The 22,825-nt window shown below is 49.8% G+C and carries 23 protein-coding genes and 2 tRNA genes; 10 read left to right on the forward strand and 15 right to left on the reverse strand.

All coding sequences use genetic code 11. The annotated features are described in order from the left end of the window. The first annotated feature begins 978 nt into the window (after nt 1-978). On the forward strand, nt 979-2,544 hold the full coding sequence (gene cimA, locus JIN82_RS12200) for a citramalate synthase (RefSeq protein WP_200311923.1): 1,566 nt from the start codon (nt 979-981) through the stop codon (nt 2,542-2,544). 160 nt (nt 2,545-2,704) lie between these two features. After that, nucleotides 2,705-3,625 (forward strand): aldo/keto reductase, encoded by a 921-nt coding sequence (locus JIN82_RS12205; RefSeq protein WP_234041979.1) that lies wholly within the window; start codon nt 2,705-2,707, stop codon nt 3,623-3,625. Between the two features lie 231 nt (nt 3,626-3,856). Here the strand turns inward: JIN82_RS12205 and JIN82_RS12210 are convergent, their stop codons facing one another. From JIN82_RS12210 to panC, 4 genes are all read right to left on the reverse strand, one after another. Then, on the reverse strand, nt 3,857-5,215 hold the full coding sequence (locus tag JIN82_RS12210) for a DUF2851 family protein (protein ID WP_200311925.1): 1,359 nt from the start codon (nt 5,213-5,215) through the stop codon (nt 3,857-3,859). 194 nt (nt 5,216-5,409) lie between these two features. After that, nucleotides 5,410-5,484, reverse strand: a tRNA-Glu gene (locus JIN82_RS12215). Between the two features lie 33 nt (nt 5,485-5,517). Then, nucleotides 5,518-5,592: transfer RNA gene (locus tag JIN82_RS12220), tRNA-Glu, on the reverse strand. A 173-nt stretch (nt 5,593-5,765) separates the two neighbouring features. Next, a complete protein-coding gene (gene panC / locus JIN82_RS12225; RefSeq protein WP_200311926.1) occupies nt 5,766-6,617 on the reverse strand; it encodes a pantoate--beta-alanine ligase in 852 nt (283 codons plus the stop codon). An 84-nt stretch (nt 6,618-6,701) separates the two neighbouring features. On the opposite strand from panC, the gene JIN82_RS12230 reads away from it, so the two are divergent. The 3 genes from JIN82_RS12230 to JIN82_RS12240 all read left to right on the forward strand — a co-directional run bounded on the left by JIN82_RS12230 (nt 6,702) and on the right by JIN82_RS12240 (nt 9,020). Then, nucleotides 6,702-7,304, forward strand: coding sequence for an OmpH/Skp family outer membrane protein (locus JIN82_RS12230; RefSeq protein ID WP_200311927.1), 603 nt, complete (start codon nt 6,702-6,704; stop codon nt 7,302-7,304). 138 nt (nt 7,305-7,442) lie between these two features. Next, nucleotides 7,443-8,627, forward strand: coding sequence for an FtsW/RodA/SpoVE family cell cycle protein (locus tag JIN82_RS12235; RefSeq protein ID WP_200311928.1), 1,185 nt, complete (start codon nt 7,443-7,445; stop codon nt 8,625-8,627). 78 nt (nt 8,628-8,705) lie between these two features. After that, nucleotides 8,706-9,020 carry a rhodanese-like domain-containing protein gene (locus JIN82_RS12240; RefSeq protein ID WP_200311929.1) on the forward strand — a complete coding sequence of 105 codons (315 nt, stop codon included), beginning with the start codon at nt 8,706-8,708 and terminating at the stop codon, nt 9,018-9,020. 194 nt (nt 9,021-9,214) lie between these two features. On the opposite strand, the gene ndk is transcribed toward JIN82_RS12240, so the two are convergent. After that, the gene (gene ndk / locus JIN82_RS12245) at nt 9,215-9,655 is read right to left on the reverse strand and encodes a nucleoside-diphosphate kinase (protein WP_200311930.1); all 441 of its coding nucleotides are present in this window, start codon (nt 9,653-9,655) and stop codon (nt 9,215-9,217) included. Nucleotides 9,656-9,943: 288 nt separating this feature from the next. Between ndk and pdxH the strand changes: the two genes are divergently transcribed. Together pdxH and JIN82_RS12255 are read left to right on the forward strand one after the other, a co-directional pair. Next, nucleotides 9,944-10,597, forward strand: a complete 654-nt coding sequence (gene pdxH, locus JIN82_RS12250) for a pyridoxamine 5'-phosphate oxidase (RefSeq protein ID WP_200311931.1) — start codon at nt 9,944-9,946, stop codon at nt 10,595-10,597. 408 nt (nt 10,598-11,005) lie between these two features. Then, entirely contained in the window at nt 11,006-12,067 is a 1,062-nt protein-coding gene (locus tag JIN82_RS12255) for a tetratricopeptide repeat protein (protein WP_200311932.1), read from the forward strand. 73 nt (nt 12,068-12,140) lie between these two features. Here the strand turns inward: JIN82_RS12255 and JIN82_RS12260 are convergent, their stop codons facing one another. From JIN82_RS12260 to JIN82_RS12280, 5 genes are all read right to left on the reverse strand, one after another. Further along, the gene (locus JIN82_RS12260; RefSeq protein ID WP_200311951.1) at nt 12,141-13,460 is read right to left on the reverse strand and encodes a CCA tRNA nucleotidyltransferase; all 1,320 of its coding nucleotides are present in this window, start codon (nt 13,458-13,460) and stop codon (nt 12,141-12,143) included. A 98-nt stretch (nt 13,461-13,558) separates the two neighbouring features. Then, nucleotides 13,559-14,320, reverse strand: a complete 762-nt coding sequence (locus JIN82_RS12265; RefSeq protein WP_200311933.1) for a succinate dehydrogenase/fumarate reductase iron-sulfur subunit — start codon at nt 14,318-14,320, stop codon at nt 13,559-13,561. Between the two features lie 33 nt (nt 14,321-14,353). After that, nucleotides 14,354-16,330, reverse strand: a complete 1,977-nt coding sequence (locus JIN82_RS12270; RefSeq protein WP_200311934.1) for a fumarate reductase/succinate dehydrogenase flavoprotein subunit — start codon at nt 16,328-16,330, stop codon at nt 14,354-14,356. A 35-nt stretch (nt 16,331-16,365) separates the two neighbouring features. Next, complete coding sequence (locus tag JIN82_RS12275; RefSeq protein WP_200311935.1) at nt 16,366-17,148, reverse strand: succinate dehydrogenase cytochrome b subunit; 783 nt, start codon at nt 17,146-17,148, stop codon at nt 16,366-16,368. Between the two features lie 657 nt (nt 17,149-17,805). After that, nucleotides 17,806-18,672 carry an oxygenase MpaB family protein gene (locus JIN82_RS12280; RefSeq protein WP_200311936.1) on the reverse strand — a complete coding sequence of 289 codons (867 nt, stop codon included), beginning with the start codon at nt 18,670-18,672 and terminating at the stop codon, nt 17,806-17,808. Between the two features lie 50 nt (nt 18,673-18,722). Between JIN82_RS12280 and JIN82_RS12285 the strand changes: the two genes are divergently transcribed. Then, complete coding sequence (locus tag JIN82_RS12285; RefSeq protein WP_200311937.1) at nt 18,723-18,899, forward strand: hypothetical protein; 177 nt, start codon at nt 18,723-18,725, stop codon at nt 18,897-18,899. A 1,082-nt stretch (nt 18,900-19,981) separates the two neighbouring features. Here JIN82_RS12285 and JIN82_RS12290 read toward each other — a convergent pair. The 5 genes from JIN82_RS12290 to JIN82_RS12310 all read right to left on the reverse strand — a co-directional run bounded on the left by JIN82_RS12290 (nt 19,982) and on the right by JIN82_RS12310 (nt 22,186). Beyond that, nucleotides 19,982-20,311: a hypothetical protein gene (locus JIN82_RS12290; protein WP_200311938.1), complete on the reverse strand. Its 330-nt coding sequence runs from the start codon at nt 20,309-20,311 to the stop codon at nt 19,982-19,984. Between the two features lie 21 nt (nt 20,312-20,332). Next, nucleotides 20,333-20,491, reverse strand: a complete 159-nt coding sequence (locus JIN82_RS17730) for a DUF2314 domain-containing protein (RefSeq protein WP_200311952.1) — start codon at nt 20,489-20,491, stop codon at nt 20,333-20,335. Next, a complete protein-coding gene (locus JIN82_RS12300; protein WP_200311939.1) occupies nt 20,481-20,825 on the reverse strand; it encodes a DUF2314 domain-containing protein in 345 nt (114 codons plus the stop codon). The genes JIN82_RS17730 and JIN82_RS12300 overlap by 11 nt, the downstream gene beginning before the upstream one ends. Nucleotides 20,826-21,550: 725 nt before the next feature. Further along, on the reverse strand, nt 21,551-21,676 hold the full coding sequence (locus tag JIN82_RS17670; protein WP_200311940.1) for a phosphotransferase-like protein: 126 nt from the start codon (nt 21,674-21,676) through the stop codon (nt 21,551-21,553). A gap of 201 nt (nt 21,677-21,877) precedes the next feature. After that, the gene (locus tag JIN82_RS12310) at nt 21,878-22,186 is read right to left on the reverse strand and encodes a hypothetical protein (RefSeq protein ID WP_234041980.1); all 309 of its coding nucleotides are present in this window, start codon (nt 22,184-22,186) and stop codon (nt 21,878-21,880) included. A gap of 62 nt (nt 22,187-22,248) precedes the next feature. Here JIN82_RS12310 and tnpA point away from each other — a divergent pair, with 62 nt between their 5' ends. Together tnpA and JIN82_RS12320 are read left to right on the forward strand one after the other, a co-directional pair. Continuing rightward, nucleotides 22,249-22,584, forward strand: coding sequence for an IS66 family insertion sequence element accessory protein TnpA (tnpA, locus tag JIN82_RS12315; RefSeq protein WP_200310073.1), 336 nt, complete (start codon nt 22,249-22,251; stop codon nt 22,582-22,584). A gap of 8 nt (nt 22,585-22,592) precedes the next feature. Then, the coding region (locus tag JIN82_RS12320) for an IS3 family transposase (protein ID WP_200310074.1) at nt 22,593-22,825 on the forward strand (233 nt) is incomplete at its 3' end.

Here is a 22,825-nt window from a genome sequence, read left to right on the forward strand (position 1 = left end):
TGTCTATTGCAGGGTATTGTCTGGCCATTTGGTTCCACTTGCACTGCGGCAAATATTTCATCTAGCTGGGTGACTACGGGATGTACTTGAGTTTGCCTGTCTGGCTATTGTGCGCTGCCTAGCTTTCTCTCGCCCCTTTGGGGCTTCCTGACTGATGGGCGCGCTCACCCTGACCTGCGTTAGGCCTTCAGCCTTGCCTTGGTCAGGGCTGTAGTTTCTCGGCTCTTCGGACCTTTTTCATGAAATAGTGACATCTCGACGAGGTGAGAAAACCTGCTTAAGGAAGAACCGTTCTTGCGAGTCTTGGCTGGCTAGCGGGTCATTGTCTATTGCAGGGTATTGTCTGGCCATTTGGTTCCACTTGCACTGCGGCAAATATTTCATCTAGCTGGGTGACTACGGGATGTACTTGAGTTTGTCTGTCTGGCTATTGAGTGTGCACTGAGTTTGTCTGTCTGGCTATTGTGTGGCTATTGTGTGTGAGCCTTGGCTTGCTAGCGGGTCATTGGCTATTGAGGGGAATTGTCTGGCCATTTTGGCTCCACTTGCCCAGCGGGAAATATTTCATTTAGCAGGGTGACTAGGTGGGGCACTTGAGTTTGTCTGTCTGGCTATTGTGCTAGTCTTGGCTGGCTAGCGGGTCATTGGCTATTGAGGGGAATTGTCTGGCCATTTTGGCTCCTATTACTCAGCGGGAAACATTTCATCTAGCTGGGTTATTAGGGGGGCACTTGAGTTTGTCTGTCTGGCTATTGGATTTGGTTTCTGGCTCGACGAGTTCACTAGCTAGCCAATGCCGTTTTCTGTGGTGTCATTCTATTTTGCGCCATGTAAGCGGGAGGTGAAATCTATGAATCGGCTTGACCAATGGGGGTGGGATTTTTATGAAGTCGACCCGCTTATTTCTGTATTATTTGAATTGGGATGGAGCGGGGCAAAAATCGATTCGCCAGAGCGGCGATGAACTCACCCATTATCATGCACACAGTTGACATATTTGACACCACGCTGCGCGACGGCCAGCAGGGCAAAGGGATCTCATTCACGGTGGAGGATCGCGTGAAGATCGCCAAGCTGCTGGACCAATTTGGGGTGAAATTCATTGAAGGTGGTTGGCCTGGTGCGAGCCCTAAGGTGGATGATTTTTTTGCGCAGATGCGTGATGTGAAGCTGAAGAATGCCAAGATGGTGGCGTTTGGCAGTACGCGGCGGGCGAGCAACTCGGCTGAGGACGATATTTTTCTCAACAAGATTGTGGAGTCTGGTGTGCCAACGGCTTGTATTTTTGGCAAAACTTGGGATCTGCACGTGCACGAGGCGCTGAAGATTTCTCTGGAGGAAAACCTCGACATCATCGAGACCTCGGTGGCCTTTTTGCGTCGTTCTGGTCTGCAGGTATTTTTTGATGCTGAGCACTTTTTTGACGGCTACAAGCGCAACCCTGAGTATGCATTGAATTGTCTGTTAGCAGCTGAGCGCGGTGGCGCTGAGGTATTGGTTTTGTGTGATACTAACGGCGGTACCATGCCGCATGAAATTGGCGACATCATCGATACGATCAAGCCGCAGCTGAAAACTGAGCTGGGCATTCACGCGCACAACGACTGCGAGCTAGCGGTAGCTAACTCATTGATTGCAGTTCGCCATGGTGCCAGTCACGTGCAGGGCACGGTGAATGGTTACGGTGAGCGCTGTGGTAATGCTAACTTAATTTCTATCATCCCGTCACTGAAGCTGAAGTTTGGCATCGATTGCCACATTGAAGACGCTCAGCTGGCGCGTTTGAGCAAGCTTTCTCATCATGTGGCTGAGATTGCTAACATGACGCATAATGCCAACCAAGCATACGTCGGCCAGAATGCCTTTGCGCATAAAGGAGGCGTGCATGTTTCGGCGATCATGAAAAACCCTGAGACCTACGAGCACATCCGCCCAGAGCAGGTGGGTAACAAACAAGAGGTGACGGTTTCTGATCAATCTGGCATGTCTAACTTACTGTATAAAGCTGAGAAGTTTGGCATCACCGTGGACGCTAAAGATGTGCGTCTCAAAGATCTAGTGCAGCGCACCAAGGAGCTGGACAAGTTAGGTTTCACCTTTGAAGAAGCTGAGGCATCATTTGAGCTGCTGATGCGCCGTAAGTTAGAACTTTTCGACCGCTCATTCCAGCTGGAAGGATTCCGCGTGATCGATGAAAAACGTGGTCACGACGAGGAAGTAATCGTGGAGGCTACAGTGAAAGTGAGTGTGGAAGATAACATCTACCACACCGCGGCTGAAGGCGAGGGGCCAATTGATGCGCTGAACAACGCATTGAGAAAAGTGCTAGATCGTCATTATCCAGAAGTTAGCTCCATCATCCTTACTGACTACAAAGTGCGTGTGCTCAATAGTGAGAAGGGGACGAGCTCGATGGTGCGTGTATTGATAGAATCTAGCGACGGCAAAAAATCATGGGGCACAGTGGGCGTTTCACCCAACCTCATCGAGGCCACATGGAAGGCGCTGATAGATAGTATCGAGTACAAATTACTCAAAGGCTAGCTGGCTGTTAGCTGCGAATATTGGCAGCTGAAATGCATCTTTTGGGCGCATGCAGCAATTTTTTGATTAGTCATCATTCCTAGCTTGCCGAGAGATGTAGATGGCGTAGTCTTACGCCGGATACATTATGAAAAAGTTAGCTTTTAGGAATGGTGATGAGATGCCCATTTTAGGATTGGGTACATGGAAGTCTACGCCAGGTGAGGTGGGACAAGCTGTTTACGATGCATTGCAACTTGGATACCGCCACATTGACTGTGCAGCGGCCTATGGCAACGAAGCCGAAATTGGTGAAGTCTTAGCGAAGGTATTTGCAGAAGGGAAGATCAAGCGTGAAGACGTGTGGATTACTTCAAAGCTGTGGAATAATGGCCACGCGCCAGAGGACGTAGAAAAAGCTTTAGATCAGACATTAAAAGACCTACAGCTCGACTACCTTGATTTGTATATGGTTCACTGGGCGGTGACTTTCAAGCCGGGTGTGGAAATGCCTGAGTCTGGCGCTGATCTGATTGACAGTACCAAAGAATCACGCGCGGCTACATGGCGGGCGATGGAGAAATTGGTGGAAGATCTGAAAGTTCGCCACATTGGTGTGTGCAACTACAGCGTGAAAAAGCTCAAAGAGCTAAACGAGACGGCGCAGATTAAGCCAGAGGTAAACCAGATTGAAATGCACCCGTACCTGCAGCAGCCAGTGATGCTGCAATACGCGGAGGAGGCTGGCATGCTGCTGACGGCGTATTGCCCGTTGGGTTCACCAGATCGTCCAGATTTTCTCAAAGCTGATAAAGAGCCGGTGCTGCTGGAAGACGAGCACGTCGCCAAGCTGGCTAAAAAGCATGATTGCTCAATTGCGCAGGTCTTGCTGGCATGGGCGATGGAGCGCGGAACTTCTGTGATTCCTAAGTCGGTAAATAAAAACCGCCTGCAACAAAACCTGGAGAGTGTGAATGTGCATCTGGACACTGACGACATGGTGGAGCTGACCAGCATGGACAGACATCGTCGATATGTGCTGGGTGATTTCTGGGCACTGGAAGGTAGTAGTTATACACTGGAAAACCTCTGGGACGAATAGACCTAGAAGTAGAACAAAATGAATTTCAGCTGGCTGACCTCACATTGAGGTGGCCAGCTTTTTTTGTCAGTCGGTTGCAGGCAATGACGGAAAAATAAAAAAACTGCAGTTCGTTTCAGAAAATCGTAGGAACCCCCGTAACCTACTCAAACTTAGCGAACTGCAGATGACGTAGAATAGAGCTAAACCGAACAAGTTTCAAACATTATTTAGGGAAAAGTTATCGGTAAACTATGTACCCATTTGCATTCTGATCAGCTCGGGCAGCGGACAGTTGTGACAATCGCTATGGTCGACGAGGCAGAAGTCCTCAAAGATTTGCTGTAATGCTTGTTGTTGCCAGAGGTGCTGAGTGAATTGTTTGGCATCCAGCCGCGTGCCAAACAAGCGAGCAGCGGCATTTTTGCACTGGCTATTGAGCGAGCTACGTTTGAGCTGTGGCAATGGCTGCTTGCTGAGCGAGTGGCTTAGCGGGTAGAGGTGGTTGATGAATAAATCTTGCAATTTGGAGTCGCCGACGAGGCGCATGGACTTGGCGGTGGGTTTTGATTTCAGAGTATAATGATGGTTCCAGAATTTATGGGTGAGGTGGCCGAGCTGCTCGATGCAAAGCGTGGCATTTGCCTTCTCCAGTTGTCGCCAATTTTTAGCAATAGCGGCTAAAGCACCCAATCTTCGCTGCGGGTGATTGGCGGGTCTGGAGCCGTGCCACTGCCATGGGATCTTATTTTGTCCGGCAAAGCTAAAGTTTTGGCGAATCTGCCACCAATCGTTCCACAGCAGCTGGAGGTAGGATTTGCCGTCAGCTGGGGCATTTTGCTCGATGTGGTGGGGCAGCAGGCCGGCGACCCCAAAAAGAATCGCCTCAGCCAGAGCTGGCTGATTGCTGAGCTGTTTAATGGGCAAACGCTGAGCGAGCACGGTGAATGCGAGTTTGTTTTGTTGGTAGCCCAGTGTGCGGGCAATCGCTTGCCATAGCCATTCGTCGTGGCCTTGGATGTCAATTTGCCGGCGGATTTTTTGTCCTTTCAGCTGGCAGCGGTGGTAAAAGGCTTCGCGCATCAGCTGGTCGATCTGGCTGGCGCTGAGCTCTAATAAGGGAGCTTGGCAGCGGCCAGGAAGATAGCTGGCGTGGCTGGGCAGCTTGAGCGGCGGCGAATCCAGCTGGGCGTGTGGCGAGATTTGCACGCGGTGGATGAATTGGTTTTGTGAGTTTTGGCAGAAGCTGGTCAGTTGGCTCTCGGTAAAGACGAGGTGGAGCACAACGGAGTCGAATGCGGGGTTTTTCTGGTGGCCGTGAAGCTGCCAATTTTCTGCTCCGAGGTCGATTTCGATGGCACCATGCAGCAGCTGGTCGTCAACCTGCACGGCGGCGTGAAGAAAATCAGGTCCAGCGCCGTGGTTCCATTGGCCAAACTGAATGATTTTTACCGTTTTGCCCTCAGTGGTGGTGAACTCGCGGCCAAATGCTCCAGCAAACCATTGTGATTGTAGTTCCAGCTCGCCGTCCCAGTTGTGCTGCTGAGCGGGTTCATCAACTTGTGATCCAGCTAGCTGGCACTTTCTCTGCTGCAGAAAATCCAAATACATGATTAGCGCACAACATGCTGTTAGTTTGCGCTGTTGGCAAATCAAAAACAATGAGTTGTGAAAAATCCAGATGGCCACCGCGACGAATTATCCGCTCGAATAGAATAAGTAGCTGGAAATGCCTGCTGAGTGGGCGAGACGCAGGCAAAAAAAGAGCACCTAAGCCAGTGGCTTGGTGCTTTAGATTTAAAGAATGGCAACTCGTACGGGATTCGAACCCGTATTGCCGCCGTGAAAGGGCGGAGTCCTAACCATTAGACGAACGAGTCACGTAGTAGGCATTCTTTTAAGCAAATAGGAGATGGCAACTCGTACGGGATTCGAACCCGTATTGCCGCCGTGAAAGGGCGGAGTCCTAACCATTAGACGAACGAGTCATCTCTTGATTTGCTTGCTCCCTCTGCAGTTCCGGTTGGTGCTGCGTTGGGTGCGGGCGCAAGATACTTAAAAATCGAATCATGACAAGATAATTTAAGTAAAAAAGTGAATTTTTTTCATGCGGCAGGCCGCGTTTTCTGGTAGGTATCGCGTTCGGTAATTTGAAAATCAATTACTTGGCGGGCTCGATGAGAATATTATCGATGAGGCGAACATCATCGTAAAAAACAGCGATGGCGAGCAGCGCGGGACGTCGAATTACAAAAACGGGCTGCAAATTCTCTGCATCGACGAGATCTAGGTAGTCAATTTTCACCTCAGCGTAGCTATTTTTTATGTTTTGGCTGGCGAGTTGGATGGATTTTTCCACGTCGTCACCATTTTCCAGTGATGATTTGGTTTCTATAAGTGCGCGGCGTACCGCTGGAGCGGCATTTCTAGCTGGCTGGCTGAGGCGAAGATTGCGTGATGACATGGCGAGGCCGTCGTTTTCTCGTACGGTCGCGCTGGGGATAATTTCCACTGGCAGGTTGAGGTCTCTGACGAGTCGCTTAATAATGGCGAGCTGCTGGAAGTCTTTTTCGCCAAAAACAGCCCAGCGAGCATTTGTGAGCATAAAGAGTTTGAGCACCACGGTGCAGACGCCATCAAAATGTCCAGGTCGAGTGGCACCACATAATGTTTGCGAGAGAGATTTTTCTAGAATGGTGATGGAATGATCTGGCTGATACATGGCGCCAGCTGGTGGGGTAAAGGCGACGTCTACACCCATTTTTTCGCATTCAGCTAAATCGTTGACTAAAGTATTAGGGTAATTTTCAAAATCGTCCTTTCTATCAAACTGTGTCGGGTTGACGAAGATGGAGACGATGACTAACGAATCTGGTCCGGCACATTTTTTTGCTTTCTCAATGAGGCTGAGGTGGCCAGCGTGGAGGGCGCCCATGGTTGGCACGAGCACTACGGGCTGGCTGGACTTACGAGCGAATGATTGAATTTCTTCTAGTGAGCTAATTTGTTTCACAATGAGATAGGATAGGTGTTGACGAGCTGTGGTCTACCATTCAGGTTCTCTCAGAACCAAATTAAAATATTCCCTAATTCTGATATGAATAGAAACTTTAAATTTTTCGCGATGTTCTTGAGCATGGCTCTGGTGGGCATGAGCCAGCTGACAGCACAAGTGGGTAAAATTGCTACTGTAGACATGCAGCAGCTTTTCAAAGAATACCACATGACCACAGAGGAGCAGGAGAAGTTCAACGTGGAATTTGCTCGCATTCAGAAAGAGAATAACGAGCGCCTTACAGGTATCCGTGACCTCGAAGAATCACTGCGTACTCTGAAGAAAGAAGTAGAAGATCCATCACTTGCCGATAACGTTCGCCAACAGAAACGCCAAGAATTTGAAGGCAAGCTGGATGATGCAAAAGCACTCGACCGTGAGCGCCGTGAGTACCTCAACCGCCGTACTCGTGCTCTCGAGCTGAAGAAGTCTGCAAGTATGCGTGGCCTGCTGGAAGAAATCCGCAAGCACATCGAAGACTACGCTAAAGGCGAAGATTTTGACTACGTTTTTGATAAGTCAGGTCTGAGCAGCAACCAGGTGCCATTCTTGCTCTACACAAAAGATGCTACAGATATCACTGCACAGCTGATTACGACTCTTAACAAAGACGCTCCAGCTGACAGCGCACCAGCTGCTGAATAAGCTGATTTTGATTTGATGAAATCCTCTCTTGGTCTGACCAAGAGGGGATTTTTTATTTAGCGGGTAGACGACTATGATTTGCCCGCAAAATTAGATGGTCAGCCAGCGTAGAAAGTCTACCATCCGCGTCACAGAAGCATGGCTCCCTTACTGAAGAAATTATTGGGAATAAATCTCGTTCTGGTCATCCTTATGTATGGCCTGTTGATCTTTGGTGTCTATGCTGTGGAGAGTGCTGCGCGGCATTTGATTGGCGGCGGCGAGGCCTTTGCCGATAGACAAAAAGTGTGGATCATGCTCGGCTCTGTGGTCTTTTTGATTACCTCCTTGATTGATTATAAATGGTATAAATGGTTGGCTGCTCCAGCGTATATCATTGGCCTGATATTGATGGTGGCATCGGTGCTTTTTGGTAATGAAATCCACCAGCTGAAAATTGGCACCTTATATTTCCAGCCAGCGCAATTTGCCATTGCCTCGGGCATCTTGATGATGGCGGTTTGTTTGCATTATTTGCCAAACTACAATGCGATTTTCCGGCTACCTATTGTGAAGGTGGCGATGATTGGCCTGATTGCGGGCATTCCTTTTTTAATTGTGGTGGCCACGGGCGATATGGGCACGGCGATTGTCTGGCTGCCAGTGATGGCGGTGGTGATGTTGGCTGCTGGCATTCCCTATCGATATCTCATTCTGATGGCGGTTTTGGGTTTTGGCATGATTGCGCCATTACACTACGTGATTTTACCCATCGCCTCTGAGCGTGGTGCTGGCCGTATCGAGCTGTATCTAGACATGCTGCACGATAGAGATGTGGATATCAGCGACGGCGCTTATGCTCCCTACTGGGTTTCTACAGCTATCGGCAAAGCTGGCTGGAAGGGAACTGGCTGGAATGCCGGTGAAGATAAAGGATCTCTGCACGACAAAAAATACGTGCCTTGGAAAACTGCACACAACGATTTCATCTTTGCTGTGATTGGTGAAGAACATGGTTTTCGCGGCAGCATCTTGTTGGTGATTTCCTACGGGGTTCTTTTTGTCGCGAGTTTGTTTGTGGCTTTATCCAGCCGCGATCCAGCTGGGCGCATCATTTGCTCGGCGATTGTGGCTTTGCTATTTGCGCATATGTTTGAAAATATAGGCATGTGCATCTTGCTCTTGCCGATCACTGGTATCCCGCTGCCATTCGTCAGCTATTCTGGTACTTTCACTTTGATTTGTATGTTCCTGATGGGGCTGATTCAAAGCGTGTGGATTCACCGCAAAACCCCAGTCGAGGAAGTGGTGGATGACAAACAGCCAAACTTATACGTTCGCTAGGATAGGTGTGGTCTAATGACAAAATTTATGGTCACTTTCGTTGGCGCGATTGTGGTGTGAGTGTAGTCTATTAGACTTATGAAAACCATATACGTGCCAATGATTGCGTTGGCTATGGCTTCAGGGCTTCCGTTTACCGCGACCGTGCAGGCGCAGACGGATTCACTAAAAGCTGCAGTCACCGGAAAATATAAGGATATCAGCATTGCTGATCTCAAAGAAGCCATCGAGAAGGGGAAAGTGACCGTGATCGATGCTAATGGTAAAAAGAGCTTTGATTCAGGTCGTGTGCCGGGAGCTCACCACTGGGCGGCGGTGAAAGATGATTTTGCCAAAGTGCTGCCGGAGGATAAATCCGCGTTGATAGTCGCCTATTGTAGTGGCCCAACATGAAAATCTTGGAAAAAAGCTGCGGTCGCAGCTGACGAACTCGGATATACCAACATCAAACACTTATCTGTAGGTATCAATGGCTGGAAAAAAGCCGGCGAAAAAGTGGATAAGTAATCGAAGATAATTACTAAAATGAAAAAGCAGGTGCCCAGACGGGCACCTGCTTTTTGTACGAAATGCAAAGCGGGAAATAATTAAGCAGTCGCGCAAGAAGGAGCGAAGATTTCTTCAGGCTTGAAGAAGCGGTTAACTTCGATTTCAGCAGCTTCAGGAGAATCAGATGCGTGACAAACGTTAACCATCATGTTTTCGCCGAAGTCACCGCGAACAGTACCAGCTGGTGCTTCAGTTGAGTTTGTTGGTCCGAGGATGTCGCGAACGCGCTCGATCACGTTTTCACCTTCGAGTGCGAGGGCGATAACTGGAGAGCTAGTCATGAACTTCTCGATAGCTGGGTAGAAGGTGAGGTGAGCAACGTGGGCGTAATGCTCGCGAAGTAGGTCTTCAGATAGCTGCATCATCTTGATGCCACGGATAGCAAATCCTTCTGCTTGGTAGCGAGTGAGAACATCACCTGTGATGTTTTTTTCGATCGCATCAGGTTTGAAGAGAATGAGTGTGGTTTCGATAGCCATGAGTTTGCTTTAATGAGAGATAATATAGGATGCAAGCAGTATATGCGCAAGAAATGATAAATTGTGACCAGTTAGTGGGGGTTTAGGCCACGCAGAGCGGCGGGAATATATTCTTTTAACTTATTAGCAACCCTAAAAACGGGAAATATGAATTATGGTAACAAGCTAGCCATTTTTAATATGGCGCAGAAGTATATGGAATAATGGGCTATTGCTGGCTGAGTGGATTTTGGATGCTTTATTTATCTGGGATTGGCAAGCTAGCAAATTGCTATTACTTTGCTGAATATGGCTCTAGAAAAGAAAGATTTGGCAATGATGCGTGAAGAATACGGCAGTCGCGAGCTGCACCGTAGTGATTTATCGCCGCTGCCGATGGCTCAGTTTGCGGAGTGGTTTAATGAAGCTCGGGAGGTTGAGCTGGACGAACCCAATGCGATGTCGGTATCGACGATTGGATTGAATGGCTTTCCCACCGCGCGCACGGTTTTGACGAAGTTCTTTGATGAAAACGGGCTGGTTTTTTACACCAACTACGAGAGCGCCAAGGCAAAAGAGATTGAGGCGAACCCACGTGTTTGTTGTCTATTCACCTGGCTGCCGATGGAACGTCAGGTGCGCATTGAAGGTATCGCGGAGAAAGTTTCTACTGCTGAGTCGCTGAAGTATTTTGCCACGCGTCCGCGGCATAGCCAGATTGGTGCGTGGGTTTCAGAGCAAAGCAAAGTAGTTTCATCTCGATCATTATTGCTGGCGAAATTTTCTGAGATGAAGCGCAAGTTCAGCGAAGGTGAAGTGCCGCTGCCAGATTTTTGGGGTGGCTACCGCGTGCGCCCAACTAAGGTGGAATTTTGGCAAGGTGGCCAGGGACGGCTGCACGATCGTTTTGTCTACGACCAGCTGGAAGATCAGAGCTGGGAAATCAAGCGGCTGGCTCCCTAGCCGCGCAGCGCACTAGGTGAATTAATTTTCCTCAATGGGGTGGCCAGATTGGTCACCTCATTTATATTTTAGCTAGCTGGCTATGGGCACAGGCTAATTGTCTAATGGTTATCTAACGTGAGCTTTTTGATAAAAGTGTAAGTTTGTTAACTTTTGTGCTGATTTGCATACATTTGCTAGAAGGTGTCTGAGAGGTAGCCGCTATGCATTACAGAATAATGACATTTGGCGATCCTGTTTGCTAGTCTAGTGAATTTTTTATATTAGCTTTATCGATTTCCTCACAAATTAAGCTTTTGGATAGTAAGATGGGGGATTATATAAAGTATTCATAAAACACAAAGAACTGAGAACGTGGAAAAGACTAAACTAAATAAATCAGAACTTAACACAGCGATTGAGATATTAATGCAAACGCTGGAACAAAACCCAGCCATTTGGTCTACTCGCAAAGAGACGGCGCGATTATTGTTTGATGTTGGCCGCTACGACGAGGCCGCGGAAATCATCTGGACAGCTCCTGAAATCCCATCGGTTGACCTTGAGATTGCCTTTTCCGCTCGTGTGCTGAGCCGCGCCAAACCAGCGCGCTCGATCCGACTGCTCAAGCACGTTCTCGACCGCAATGTGAAAAGCCCAGCTAAGTTGCTGGCGATTGCCAATGGACTGATGCACTACGGCATGGTTCTGCAGGCAGCTAGATTTTATGGTGCAGCAACTGCTGCAGATCCAGAGGTGGTCAATGGTGACCTTGAGCATTTCATGCTCTGGCTGGATGATTCGCAAAAACTCTGGGGTGACTGGGAGAATGATCATCCACAACTCGACCAGCTTCCATGGGTGAAACGTGATGCTGATAAAGAGGAGAACTACGAGAAGATCATGGCTGGATTGACCACCCCAATCACTGTGCCTGGTCTGCAAGAGTCTACTGCCGAGCACCTTATCAATGAGTACTACCGTCAGCTTTCCTCACAGGGAGCAGAAATCACAGCGCCACCAGCGGTGACTGTGCCTCTGGACCGTGTGAAACCTGAAGATGTCATTCAGGATGCCCAGCGCGGCGCGCCATCACAGGTGGCAAAATTACGTCACCCTGAGCAAGCTATTGGTGGTGATGCATCAGAAGTAGCTACATCTGAGAGCCCGCTCAAGGCATCTGAAGCTGCGGCGCCACAACGTGCGCTGCCACAGCAAAAGCCAATCACTGCGCCAGCAGCGCTTACACCTCCGCCAGCGCCGGCAACGATTCCTCTTCCAGTAGCTGGTCAGGGTCAGGCACCAATTTCATCACCAGCTCCAGCAACAATTCCTCTGCAGCAAGCGGGCGCAGCTCAAGCAGCAGGCACACCAGTGTCCGGCGGCAAGATGCTCTCGCAGTCAGGTAGAATTTTACCTAAAACAGAACTTCCAGCTGTAGCTGAAGAACCACCTGCAGATGGTGGCAACAAACCGAAATTCCTGTTCTAAACTTCGGTTATCCCTATTCTCATTTCGAAAGCAACTCACCAGCTGGTGGGTTGCTTTTTTTATGGGGCGGGAATTATTGGCTGAGAAATTCGTCCAGCCAGCTGAGTGCTTGGTCGCGGTCGCTCAAGCTACCTTCCAGCTGCAGAGTTTGCGCTTGGTTGAGGATATCTTTGAACTGTGGACCTGGCGCGAGCTGGCGGTCGATGAGGTCTTTGCCTGTCAGCAGCGGTGGCGGAATTAACGGCTCAGCGGCAAACTCGGCTTCCTTTTCTCGCAGGAATTCGTAGTTATCGGTGAAGCCATTTGAGCTGGCGCAGTCGACGCGGTGCAGTTCCATCTCGTCCTCGAAGTTGGGCCGTGACATGAATTTTTTCACCTTAGCTGTGCGCATCTGCTGCACGTGCATGAAGTTCATGTGGTTATCGACCATGGCGGTGGCGGCCTCGATGGTGGCATTGGAATAGCGCAGTCGGCGCAAGATTTCCTCAGCCATTTCCGCGCCCACTTTGTCGTGGCCATTGAAGCGGATGCGTTGGTTTTCTTCGTCGTAGGTGTAGGTAGCTGGTTTGCCGATGTCGTGCAAGAGCACGGCGAGAGCAAGCTCGAGCGACGGATTTTCCATCATCATTTCTAGCATGATCATGGTGTGGGTGAATACATCACCTTCCGGGTGCCACTGCGGTGGTTGTTCGCAGCCAATGAGATCGTAAACTTCTGGAATCACGTAGCGCATCAGGCCGCTGTCGACCATCAGCTGGATGCCGAGGCGCGGGTGTGGCGAGAGCATGATTTTGCTGAATTCATCACGAATGCGCTCGGTGCTTATTTTTTCCAGCAGCTGAGCGTGGTCACAGATAGCCTGCCATGTGGCTGGCTCGATGGCAAAGTCGAGCACTGTGGCGAAGCGGATCGCGCGCATCAGCCTGAGCGCATCTTCTTGAAATCGCTGAGCTGGATCGCCAATCGCGCGGATGAGTTGTTTTTTCAAATCCACCTGACCGTCGACATAGTCGATGATTTCGCCAGTGAGTGGGTGTTGAAATAGCCCGTTGATGGTGAAGTCGCGCCGCTGAGCGTCTTCTTCTGGGCTGGCGAAGGTGACTGATTCTGGTCGGCGACCGTCGCTGTAAGACCCGTCAGTTCTGAAGCGGGCAATTTCAAAGCTATTTTTTTGTTCGCGCACCAGCATCACGCCAAAATGGGCGCCGACGTTATTGGTTTTCTCAAACAATGCCTCAATCTCAGCTGGGCTCGCGGAGCTGGCGATGTCGTAGTCTTTTGGTTCGGTTTGCAAAAGTGCATCGCGCACACAGCCACCAGCAAAGTAGGTGGTATGGCCAGCGTCAATTAATGTCTGCGAAACTGAGCGAGCAATATGAAGTAAATCAGGCACGGCATGAGCAAATAGCAGCTGGCTGGCTGGGTAAATAAAAAAACTCGCCACGGATGACCCGTGGCGAGTTGGATGAATGATTAGACTAGCTAGCTGGATTAAACCAGAGCTTCGCGAGCACTTGCGATGGCGAAGTCACGGTTGAGGCGAGCGATGTTGTCGACGGAGATTTCCTTCGGACAAACAGCTTCACACTCGTAGAAGTTGGTGCAGTTACCAAATCCTTCTTCTTCCATCTTGCGTACCATGCCGAGAACTCGTGCGTCTTTCTCAGGTGCCCCTTGTGGAAGCAAATTGAGGTGAGCAGCTTTAGCAGATACAAAGAGCATGGCTGATGCGTTCTTACAAGCGGCAACACAAGCACCACAACCAATACAAGCGGCGGCATCCATTGATGCATCTGCTTTGGTCTTGGCTACTGGAAGTGCGTTGGCATCTTGAGCAGAACCGGTGCGTACGTCGATGTAACCACCAGCGGCAACGATGCGGTCGAATGCGCTACGGTCAACGATGAGGTCGCGAAGAAGCGGGAATGCTTTTGCGCGGAATGGCTCGATCCAGATGGTGTCGCCAGATTTGAACTTACGCATGTGCAGCTGACATACAGTAATACCACGGTCTTTTGAGTGTGGGATACCGTTTACTGTCAGTGAACACTGACCACAGATACCTTCACGGCAGTCGTGGTCGAAGTGGATTGGCTCGCCGCCGTCGTTGATGACGCGCTCGTTAACGATGTCGAGCATCTCGAGGAACGATGCTTCGATAGGAATGTCCTTGGCATCGTAAGTTTCGATACGACCTTCTTCTTTTTGAGAAGCCTGGCGCCATACCTTAAGAGTAAGATTTAATTTAGACATTTTCTTAAGTGATTTGTCAGTGGTTGATGTGGATTAGGCGTAACTACGGATTGCGAGTTGGATGCTCTCAAATTCGAGTTGTTCGACGTGGCGAATTGGCTTGTTCTCAGTGCCTTGGTATTCCCAAGCTGCAACGTGAGCAAACTCTTCGTCGCGGCGCATAGCTTCACCTGGTTGGGTGCTGCCAGCTTGTACTTCTGGAGAATCAGCAGTGAACTGGTACTCGAGGCGGAAGTGACCACCGCATGACTCTTCACGCTCAAGCGCGTCGTGACACATGGTTTCAGCAAACTCGAGGAAGTCAGCGAGACGTGCTGCTTTTTCCAGCTCAGTATTGAGTCCGTCGCCGTGGCCTGGGATGCGTACGTTTTCCCAGAACTCCTTGCGGATTTCAGGAATGCGCTGCAGTGCCAGCTCAAGGCTTTCTTTAGTACGAGCCATACCGCAGTTGTCCCACATGAGCAGGCCAAGTTCACGGTGGAAGCTGTCAACTGTGCGGTTACCATTGATGTTGAGGAGCTTGTTAAGGCGCTCAGTAACTTCAGCTTCAATCTGTGCGAACTCAGGGTTCTCAGTAGTGATTGAGCCTGGCTTCTCGCCAGCGAGGTAAACAGCGATGGTTGATGGAATCACGAAGTAGCCGTCAGCCAGACCTTGCATCAGCGCGGAAGCACCAAGGCGGTTTGCACCGTGGTCGGAGAAGTTTGCTTCACCGAGGCAGTGGAGACCTGGAATAGTTGTCTGCAGGTTGTAGTCGACCCAGAGGCCACCCATGGTGTAGTGCACCGCAGGATAGATCTGCATTGGTGTCTTGTATGGGTTGTCACCGGTGATTTTTTCGTACATCTGGAAGAGGTTACCGTAACGAGCACGGATAACGTTTTCACCGAGGCGGTCGATAGCATCACGGAAGTCGAGGTAAACACCAAGACCTGTTGGCGCTACACCACGTCCGTCATCACAAGCTTCCTTAGCAGCACGTGAAGAAACGTCACGTGGAGCGAGGTTACCAAATGATGGGTACTTACGCTCGAGGTAGTAATCGCGATCGTCTTCAGCGATATCTTCTGGCTTCTTCTTGCCGTTGCGGATAGCAGCAGCGTCATCTTGTGACTTAGGTACCCAGATGCGGCCGTCGTTACGAAGTGACTCAGACATCAGCGTAAGCTTAGACTGGTAGTCGCCTGAAACAGGGATACATGTTGGGTGAATCTGTGTGTAGCATGGGTTTGCGAAGAATGCACCGCGCTTGTAAGCACGTTGTGCAGCTGTCACGTTACAGCCCATGGCGTTTGTAGAAAGGAAGAATACGTTGCCGTAACCACCAGTAGCAAGAATCACTGCGTCAGCTGCGTATGACTTCACTTCACCTGTGACCATGTCACGAGTAACGATGCCTTTTGCGTGACCGTCAACGAGGACTACGTCCATCATTTCAGTACGTGGGAACATTTCCACGCCACCTTTAGCGATTTCTTTTTCCAGTGCTTGGTAGCAACCGATAAGCAGCTGCTGACCAGTCTGACCACGTGCGTAGAATGTACGGGAAACCTGAGCACCACCGAATGAGCGGTTGTCGAGGAGACCACCGTATTCACGAGCGAATGGTACACCCTGTGCAGTACATTGGTCGATGATGTTGTTAGCTACTTCAGCGAGACGGTAAACGTTAGCTTCACGTGCGCGGAAGTCACCACCTTTAACGGTGTCGTAGAACAGACGGTAAACGGAGTCACCATCGTTCTGGTAGTTCTTAGCGGCATTGATACCACCCTGTGCAGCGATTGAGTGTGCGCGGCGTGGGCTGTCTTGGTAGCAGAAGCACTTCACTTTGTAGCCCATTTCTGAGAGTGAGGCAGCGGCGGCGCCACCTGCGAGTCCAGAACCCACCACAATCACGCTGTACTTACGCTTGTTGGCTGGGTTGATGAGCTTAGAGTCCATCTTGTGCTTGGTCCACTTTTGCTCGAGTGGGCCTGCTGGAATTTTGCTGTCGAGTTTGTCTGACATAGTAAAAAGTTAGTTAATGGTTCAGGCTCGGGTGATTAGTGTTTGTCGCTGCAAGTTTTTGGACAGCATGAGTCGCCGTCTTTTGCTGCTGCTTTTTCAACTGCTACTTTAGCGCGTACTTCTTTGAGTTCTTCTTTTCCGTATCCGAGGAAGCAAACCGCTACTGGGATAGAGATAAAGCCGAGCCAGATGATAACGGCGTAAGCTTTTGAGAATGTCTGGATAGCACCGGCAGTCTTGCGTGAGCGCAGACCCAGAGTCTGGAAGATAGAAGCCACACCGTGTGAAAGGTGGCTGCAAAGCAGTGTCATGGCGAAGATGTAGAATACAGAAACGAGAACGTTCTGGAATCCAGCGATGGTCATTGCCCAGTTGTAACCGTGGTTAGCCAGCTCAGCGAGCTCAGCGCTTGTGCGCACGGTGTAGTGAAGGATGTGGAATACGAAGAATACCAGGATAGTAAGACCACTCCAAACCATCATGCGTGATGACTTAGAAGCAACCATGGTATTGTCGCTTTCGTAACGAGCTGGACGAGCAGCGCGGTTAGCTTGGGTAAGCTGAATGGTGGCGATGATGTGGAGAGCGAGAGCGCCAAGCATCATGATGCGGAAGCCCCAGATTCCCCAACCATGCACCATGTTGTGCAGGAAGTGAGCGTAGTGGTCAAAATCTTCACTTCCTTGGAAGATCAGCATGTTGCCAGCTAGGTGGCCAGCTAGAAACAGTACGAGGAATAATCCCGTAACCGCTACGACGAGTTTTTTGCCTATGGATGATTGCCAAAATTGGCAGAGAGAACATGTTGCTTTGCTCATATGAAGATAGAATGTGAGTTCTAGGATTGACGATTTTTCGCCACGCAGAAATTAAGGTAGTTAGTTCTACCCTGCAAGGTTTCATTGACTAACCACCATGAATGACATGAAAAATCACAGGATCTGCGCGATTACACAAGTGATTGAAAGCTCTAGTGTTGAGACTGTGTTTCAATAGGCAGGATATGCGTTGTTAGTCGCGGGATCTGCAAGTATTTCCTAACATAGCATTTCTTGCTGATAGAAAAATTGGCGAGAAAATCTATCAAACTAGCGAGATCTAATGAACGGAAATTGATCACCTTAGCGCAGATCTATCCAGCTAGATTTGTCTGCTCGATTTCATGCCATTTTAGCCGATAAATCGTCGGCGTTTTTGACTGAATTTTGCACTATTCCTAGTCGAGAGCTAGCCGTATTGCTCAGCCAGCTCGATTTCAGATAAACCGGGGCCTCGAGGAATCGTCATGAGCTGCTGATGATACCAGCTTGCGGTGCTGGATTTTTTGTTTCTGAAAATCATCACCATCCTGAGCGGTTACCAGCGCGAATGGTATTTCATCTGCTTAGCCCAGCTAAGGAGCTGGCTTAGCCAATCAATGTATCCTCATCTAGCGCACTTGATCACCGCGGGTGAGTCCACATTTCACCCACGCACTATATAGATGGTGTGGTATCATCATCGCGGTTAGCTCGTGGGCATGGTCCCAGCTGGTCGATGCGATACGGGCAGGCACCATAAGTACGAGTCGGCGCATCACAGAAAAATGCCGACTTCTTACGGCGTGGCAGCAAGCGCAAAGCCAGCCGACGCAGCTTCAACATGCCGGTGACCGCCAGCTGGATAGGCCACGGGGCAGCTGGAAATCCAAAAGCATCACGCATCGGCTTATCCATCAGCGCGCTGGCAGCTGGTTTGACCAGCCAGCGCAGGCCAACTCCAGCTGGCAGCCAATCACTGGCTATCTTCAGCGTCGCCTCGGCGAGCCTTTGGTTGGCGTCATCATAGCGGCAGTGGTCGCGGGTATAGTTATGGGCAAACTCACGCAGCGCAGCCAAGTCAGCCGGAATATCACTCAGGTGCATGCGCCGTCCCACCTCGATCCAAAAATTACACAGCGCGTCAGCTTCCCGCTCGCTCATTGGCCGACGACCAAATTTTGCCATCCAGTCGATAGGATCGAGCACAAAAGTAGACAGCACAAATAAGTAGTCCTCATTGCGGATAGAAAACTGCGCGTGTTGTTCGTTCATTCTATCAATCGCCGCCGTGCCACGCTCCGAGCTGTAGCCGTGTTTGAGAAACTCAGCCACTAGAATAGCCGTATCGTCATAGCGTTTCTGGCCACGTTCACGAAACTCACCCGTCACATCTAGCAGGCGAGAAATACGCGGAATCGTATACGAGCGCATCAAGGCCAACTCTAGCGAGCGGATGAAATCCCACGGGAATTCATAGCCAGCTAGCAAGTGGACCATGCGTTCGTTATCGGCCAGCGCATCCATCTGGTCGAGCTCGTTCATTCTATGATCTGGGTGGTGGGTCAAAATGATAGGGAAATGGGACCCGCATCGTGACCGAATCTAGCCATCTAGCAAGCAGAACCGACGCCTGCGGCGAAGAGGGCGCCTGCGGCGAAGAGGGCGCCTGCGGCGAAGAGGGCGCCTGCGGCGAAGAGAGAATTTTGAAGAGTGAGGAGAGAAACCAGCACGATGGAACGCCGACGCCTGCGGCGAAGAGAGAATTTTGAAGAGTGAGGAGAGAAACCAGCACAGTGGAACGCCAGCGCCAGCGGCGAAGATGGAATTCTGGAGAGCGAGGAGAGAAACTAGGCTAGGGTGGGGGACGGATCAGGACATCCTATACACACTCAGTTCACTGGCGAAGGATCTAGAGTGCGCGTGCTTTAGCACCGCTTTCAGCTGCCCGGCGATGATCTCACCGCCAGCCAGATTTCTCCAGCAAAGGCTCTCCGTGAGCATGCGCTATTAGCACCGCTTTCAGCTGCCCGGCGATGATCTCACCGCCAGCCAGATTGCTCTAGCCAAAGGCTCACACCGAGTATGCACTATTAGCAGTGCATTTAGTTTCACAGCGCATCATGTCACGTCCAGCTGGCAAATCATTTGTGATCAGGTCTAGTCCGAAGCCAACCAACTGCCGAAGGCATGATTAAATGCCAGCCCCGAGCGACGGCGCAGCCGTCCCGCGGGGTAATGACCATCCAGAGCCCGTGCCCTGAAGGGGCACACCACGGCTCAGCGCCTGCGGCGAAGTGAGAATTTTGAAGAGCGAGGAGAGAAACTAGGCAAGGGGGGGATGAGTCAGGACATCCTTTACACATTTGGTTCACTGGCGAAGGATCTAGAGTGCGCGTGCTTTAGCACCGCTTTCAGCTGCCCGGCGATGATCTCACCGCCAGCCAGATTGCTCCAGCCAAAGGCTCACACAGAGCATGCGCTATTAGCACCGCTTTCAGCAGCACGGATATCATGACACCGCCAGCCAGATTTCTCCAGCAAAGGCTCTCCGTGAGCATGCACTATTGGCAGTGCATTTAGTTTCACAGCGCATCATGTCACGTCCAGCTGGGAAATCATTAGTTATCAGGTGTATTCCGAAGCCAACCAACTGCCGAAGGCATCATTAAATGCCAGCCCCGTGTGACGGCGCAGCCGTCCCGCGGGGTAATGACCAACCAGAGCCCGTGCCCTGAAGGGGCACACCACAGCTCAGCGCCAGCTCACCCCGCGTCAGTAGCTAGTCAGAGCGTCGTAGCTCAGTTGGGTAGCTAGATTAGCTAGTTTACTATCTGTGGAACTTCTTCTCTGGCTACCTTGGTCTTAGCATGGGAAGATAGGCTTCTATATCTTCTATCTGATCTGTCAGCGCGGCGTCCGTGTAGAACCGGTCACCCTGCTTTTCCTTCATCAGTAAAACCTGCGTGACCGAAGTCATCGCCAATGAAAGCGCGTGTAATGAGCTTTCGCAAGTGCTTACTTGTCTACCCAATGGCCACGCCGCCCCCATGTCCCATTCACAATGCCAGCGGCGTAGGCCCGGCTCATTAGTTTCTAGCGGCGCGCCAACCATAATATCAAATTCAATCAGAGAATCCTGACTTCGACACCACAGTTTACAGCTAGCGATTGAATTTTCCATCAGCTGGATAGATAAGGCCGTCTAGGGAAGCGGTGCGAGCATTGGCCCGTACTGCGCTTGTTCTTCAGGCGACATGTTTGGTAGCAAAACTCGTAATGTATAGTTCCCATGCATCTTACGGTTTTCGAAGTACAGCCAATCTGGAATGTCCTCGCCGATAGCTTTGACTTCATCTCCAATTTTCTACATTGGATACCAGCCCTGGATCATTATTCAGAGTGCCGATGAAACCACCCTCGATTGGCCTGAGGTCTATCAGCCAGAAGTGCTCTACGGTTTCTCCATCTCTAATGGCTACCTTAATGGCATGATTCGTTGCTGATTTTCGTGACAAAGAAGCTTTAAATTTCGCTAGGTTTTTGCGTGCTTCTTTCATGGCCTGATCCATTTTGGCATCATTGTATTCACCATCAAATAAGGTGTCAGCTGGATCTGATTCCTCAGCTAGGCTGAGTGAGTGTGTAAAGAAGGGTGATGTTAGGGCTAGGGCGATAAGGTAGTTTTTAATGTTCATATTTATGCTAACAAGAGAGGTTGGTGCTAATACTTTGCTGGCAGCTAATTAAGTTTGCCGAGCGCACACGGAGAGATGTGGGAGCCGTGCGAGTTGACTAACAAACTAGCTGGCGTGAGTAAAGTGCATGGGTAAATTAATTAGACAGGAAGGTCATAGTGAAGAGCAATCTAGCTCGCTAAATGCGATTTCATCTAATCATTACCTGTCATTTTTGTAGTGAAAGGGCCTCAAGTAATTCAGTCTTACTGCTGTTGTCGAGAGATCTCAATCTAGGTTTGGAACCTTCCATGTGGGAGCGGCCACCAATCCAATCTGATCCAATCCAGACGATGAGTTCCGGGCCATCTTCGTTGTGAAAAATAGCGCTGTACTGGGGTGTCGGAAAAGTTAGGCGAGAAGTCTCGTAAGCATGATTCCTTGAATTTAGGATATTAATAACAGTTTCTATCTTGGCTGGGTCCGTAACTGTGGACTGATTACTGTGAGCATCTTGAAAGGTGCTCTGATTTACGTAGGTCTCGATCTTTAATATAGACTTCGCTTTAGGAATCGGCAGTGGTTCTGCTTGAGATGGGGCTAATGGCTACATGCCGTGCTGCACATAACGATGCTTACAGCGAAGAATGATTCAGGTTTTATATTTAGCATTAAGTTAGAATTCCGTTGTGAGGGAAGTCGGTATTTTTATTATGACACCTATCAACGACTGTCTGTGGATAGCACTAAAAAATACTGTCTAGGGAGAAGCTCAACCAGACTGATGGCAGTAACTCTTCTTGTATGGCTTTTGCCAAGCAGGTCTTTCCTGAGCTAGAGGCGCCATAGATTACGATTACGGATGGAGTCATTTAGGTGAGATTCTTTGTCTGACGTTCAGCCAGAAATTTTCATGCTATTCATGTTAGTCTGGCTCTTGCAGCCGTTCATTGCACTCTTGCTCGCTGACTGAGCATTATTGTGATGATTTCTAAATCATTATTATGTTGGGTTAGGTGTCAATGAGTAAACTGGGTGAGAGAGAGGCTGGATGATTGCTTGATTTGTTTGCTTTAGTGGCGACGGACACCTACACAGACTAACCCTCCATCAGGAGAGGTGAAAGTGTAGATCGGACCGTGTATGCCCACTTCCCGTTTGCCGTCGAGAGTATCACAAATCTTACGTACTTCACTTTCTGGATAGTCAAATATGGTTAGGTTGAAGACTGGCGAAGCTGCTATGTCGGTTCGCTCTTCCAGATTTAGAGTTAGGTTTGGTAAATTGATCACAGCTCCTCGCTGCTGGCCAAAGATTGGACACAGCATATCACCATCGGAGCTCTGAACTTCAATATTCAGGTTCCTAAAAAATTCACACATTGAACTTCCCCAAAATACTAGCCAGCAGGTCTCCTAATTGATACCAAGAAATCATAGAGACCATGACACAACCACGTAGAAGACATAGCGAAGAATTTAAGCAGGAAGTCATCGATTACTTTCTGAGTAGTGCTAAAAGCGTAACCCAAATCTGTAGAGACTTCCAAATCTCGCCCAGCCAATTTTATGCCTGGAAAAAGAAGCTCCTTGGGGACGCAGAGAGTGACCGAGCCTCAGGCGAGGGCATGAACGAAGTCCCCAAGGAGGCTTCGGTCGCAGAGTTAGCTGAGGAAGTTAGGAGGCTGCGCCAAGAGCTAGCCAAGTCACAGCGCCGTGAAGAAATCCTAAAAAAGGCTGCGCTCATATTGGGAAACGATCCTCACAACAATATGAGCTAGTTCAGAAAATGAAGGATCAGGGTAACTATTCGGAGCTAGAGCTGTGCGCAGCTTTCGGCGTTTCAAGAGCTGGTTATAGGTACTATGTTAGCCAGCCGTCAACTCAGAGAAAATGCACTCAGTTAGAATTGCTTGCAGAAATTAAAGCCATACATAAAGACCACAACCTTAAGGTTTATGGCTCGCCTCGAATGACTAAAGAGCTACAGGCCAGAGGCTGGAAGTGCTCTGAAAATACCGT

Source organism: Persicirhabdus sediminis (assembly GCF_016595495.1).
Lineage (GTDB): Bacteria > Verrucomicrobiota > Verrucomicrobiia > Verrucomicrobiales > Akkermansiaceae > Persicirhabdus > Persicirhabdus sediminis.